At 67.0% G+C, this 3,710-nt stretch carries 2 protein-coding genes; both read right to left on the bottom strand.

Translation table 11 applies throughout. The annotated features are described in order from the left end of the window. On the bottom strand, positions 1 to 854 hold an 854-nt coding region (locus tag ACH2EI_RS04435; RefSeq protein ID WP_395159240.1), incomplete at its 3' end, for an ATP-binding protein. Beyond that, positions 851 to 3,710 (bottom strand): cobaltochelatase subunit CobN (locus tag ACH2EI_RS04430; protein ID WP_395159238.1); only part of this gene is annotated, 2,860 nt, incomplete at its 5' end. The genes ACH2EI_RS04430 and ACH2EI_RS04435, both read right to left, overlap by 4 nt.

Genomic DNA, 3,710 nt, shown 5'->3' with positions numbered 1-3,710 from the left:
GGATCGAACGGATTCCGCCGGCTGCGGTGCCCGAGCACGAGTGGCGCAACCCGACGAACATCGTCGTCGGTCGTGATGTCTCGGCCATCCCAGCCGGCGAACGCAGCAGCGGCCCGGCACAGCACGATGTCAGCCCGGAGCCCTTCGGCTCCGACAGCGAGAGCGAGGCGCGCTGCGAGTTCCATCACGTCGGCGCCGACCTCTGCGGGGCGGGCAGCCGCGAGCCGTGTTGCCAGTTCTGTATCGACTGCATCGATGTCACCACCGGGCGTCCGCAAGCTGTCGAACGCAAGTCGGCGCCGGACCGCCTCGACACGCTCGGCAACATCGAGGCTCGCCGCGACCGAAACCGACAGCCCGAAGCGGTCGAGGAGCTGCGGCCGCAGTTCACCTTCCTCCGGGTTCATCGATCCGACGAGCACAAAGCGCGACGGATGATCGTGGGATATGCCCTCGCGTTCAACCCGGTTGCGGCCCGACACTGCGACGTCGAGCAACGTGTCGACAAGGTGGTCGGCGAGCAGGTTGACCTCGTCAACGTACAGCACGCCGCGATCGGCCTGTGCGAGTAGCCCGGGGGTGAACGCCATGTCGCCGTCGACCAGCGCGCGCGCGATGTCGAGCGTCCCGATCAGGCGGTCTTCGGTGGCGCCGAGCGGCAACTCGACAAACGGTGCGTCGCTCGCGAGGAGACCGGCCATCCCACGAGCCAACGTCGTCTTCGCCGACCCCTTCTCACCACGCAACAGTACGCCGCCAATCAGTGGGTCGATAGCGACCAAGATCAACGCGAGCTTTGCGTCCTCCTGTCCCACGACCGACGAGAACGGGAACCTCGCGCCCGCATCGGTCACGAGCGCGACTCCTGCCAACCCTCGGACTCGAGCAGCGCCTGGGTGAGTACGGCCTTGGCCTCGTCGGACGCATTCCACATGTCGCGCTGATCGGCTTCGAGCAGTCGTTCGGCGATCGCGCCGAGCGCCCACGGGTTCGATTCCTGGAAAAACTTGCGCATTTCGGGGTCGGCCACGTATGCCTCCGTCACTTTCTCGTACATCCAGTCCTCCACGACGTGCGCGGTGGCGTCGTAGCCGAAGAGGTAGTCGACCGTTGCGGCCAACTCGAACGCGCCCTTGTAGCCGTGCTGTTGCATCGCAGCGATCCACTTCGGGTTGACCACGCGACTCCGCACCACCCGAGCGGCTTCTTCGGCAAGCGACCGGATCTGTGGGTTGGCCGGGTTGGCGGTGTCACCGAACCAGGCCTTGGGGGCGGTCCCCGTCAGCGCGCGCACCGCGGCGATCATCCCGCCGTGGTCCTGCAGGTAGTCGTCGGAGTCGAAGATGTCGTGCTCGCGATTGTCCTGGTTCTTGACCGCGACATCGATCGCAGCGAACCGGCGGCGCATCGCTTCGGGTTCCTCCGTGCCGAACCGATCCCGGCCGTACGCGAAGCCCGACCAGGCCAGGTACACCTCGGCCAGGTCGGCGTCGCTGCGCCAGTTCTTCGATTCCAACACTGGCAAGATTCCCGACCCATATCCGCCTGGAGGCGGGCCGTAGATCCGCACATCCTCAGCGCCGACGGCGGCAATCGGATTGTCTTCAACTGATTCGTCGAGCGCGGCGACCATCTCGACGGCCTCGTCGAGCAGCGCGATCACGTGCGGGAACGCGTCGCGGAAGAAGCCCGAGATCCGCAGCGTGACGTCGACGCGCGGACGCCCCAACTCTTCGAGCGAGATGACCTCGAGGCCGGTGACCCGCTGGCTTTCCTCGTTCCAACGTGGTCGAACACCGAGCAGTGCCAGCGCCTCGGCCGCATCGTCGCCCGTGGTCCGCATCGCCGCAGTACCCCACAGCACCAGGCCGACCGTGGTCGGCGCCGAGCCGGTTTCGTCGACGTAGCGGGCAACGAGACGGTCTGCGAGGACACGACCGACCTCCCATGCCAGCGGCGACGGAATCGCCTTGGGGTCGACCGAGTAGAAGTTGCGCCCGGTCGGCAGGACGTGGGCGCCGCCGCGACTCGGGGCGCCGCTCGGGCCGGCCGGCACGTAACGGCCAGCGAGCGCTCGCAGCGTATTGGTCACCTCGTCGGTGGTGGCGTCGAGCGCTGGGACCAATCGGCGCGCGACCCAACGCAGCGTCGGGTCGGACGTCGACGACGCATCCCATCCGGTGCCGGCGAGTGCTTCGACTCGCGTTCGACAGATCCCCTCGATGCGGTCGGTCTCGGTGCGGGTCGCATCGAGGAGGGTCACGCCGAGTTCATCGGCGACCGTGGCACGCAACGATGGGACCGACCCTTGCGGGAGTCGGGTGATCGAGAGCACCGTCTCGACGAGCATGTTGTCGGCCGGGCCTCGCCCGAGCAGGTGCAGGCCACCGCGGATCTGGGCGTCCTTCAGTGCACACAGGTAGCCGTCGACGTGAAGAATCATGTCGCCGAAGTCGTCGCCGTCTGGTGCAGATTCGCCGAGGTCGAGATCACGATGGATCTCAGTCGACACCAACAGCTTCCACACCTGCTGACGAATCGCCGGCAGCTTGCTCGGATCCATCGCCTCGACCTGGGCATAGCCGTCGAGGAGCTGTTCCAACTTGGCGACGTCGTCGTAGGTGTCGGCCCGCGTCATCGGCGGGGGCAGGTGGTCGATCACCACGGCATGCGTGCGCCGCTTCGCTTGTGTGCCTTCACCCGGGTCGTTGACGACGAACGGGTAGATGAACGGCAGGTCGGCGAGCGCAGCGTCAGGAAAACACGAAGCAGAGAGAGCCGTGGCCTTGCCCGGCAACCATTCGAGCGTGCCGTGCTTACCGAGGTGAATCGCCGCGTCTGCGCCCCATCCGCCGTCGTCGGACGAAGCAGCGAGCCAGCGATAGAACGCCAGGTAGTGGTGCGGCGGTGGCATGTCGGGCGAGTGGTAGGTGCCGATCGGGTCTGGCCCGAACCCGCGTGGCGGCTGAATGGTGATCAGCACCCCGCCCAGATCCATACCCGGAAAGACGAGCTCGCCATCGTGGTGGTACACCTCGCCAGGCGCCTCGCCCCACAGCTCGATGATCTGCTCTTGGGCGTCATCGGGAAGCGTTGCGAACCAGTCGGTGTAGAGCTGGGCATCGAGGCGGCCCGGCGCGTTCGCAAGCTGTCGATCGTCGAGGGTCGGCAGGTCATAGGTGAGCGTGTCCGCGAGTTCTGCCATCAGCGTGTCGCCGTCGGCAGGAATGCGGTCCACCACGTAGCCCTCATCGCGCAACGCGTGCAGTAACTCGATCGCCGACGCCGGGGTGTCGAGCCCCACGGCGTTTCCGATACGGCTCCGCTTCGTGGGATATGCCGAGAGCACGATCACGACACGCTTGTCGGCATTCGCGGTGTGGCGCAGACGCGCCTGACGAACGGCGAGCCCAGCAAGGCGGGCAGTGCGCTCCGGGTCGGTGCGAGTGACCACGAACTCGTCGCCGCTGCCGGAGTCGCCGCCTTCCATCACTTCCTTGAAGGCGACGGTCGGGCCGATGATGCGACCGTCGAACTCAGGGATCGCAACACCCATCCCCACGTCGATCGGCGACAGGCCGGCATCATCGGCGAGCCATTCCGAACGCGAACGGCTGCTGCTCGGTGCCTGGATCACGGGCACGTCGAGGTCGCCGAGCTTGGGGACCTCCCACTGGTCGCCGTCCTCGCCGCCGCTCGCGCCGGCCGCG

The organism is Ilumatobacter sp., assembly GCF_041688325.1.
Taxonomy (GTDB): Bacteria; Actinomycetota; Acidimicrobiia; order Acidimicrobiales; family Ilumatobacteraceae; genus Ilumatobacter_A.
This window is presented reverse-complemented; position numbering and strand designations above follow the sequence as displayed.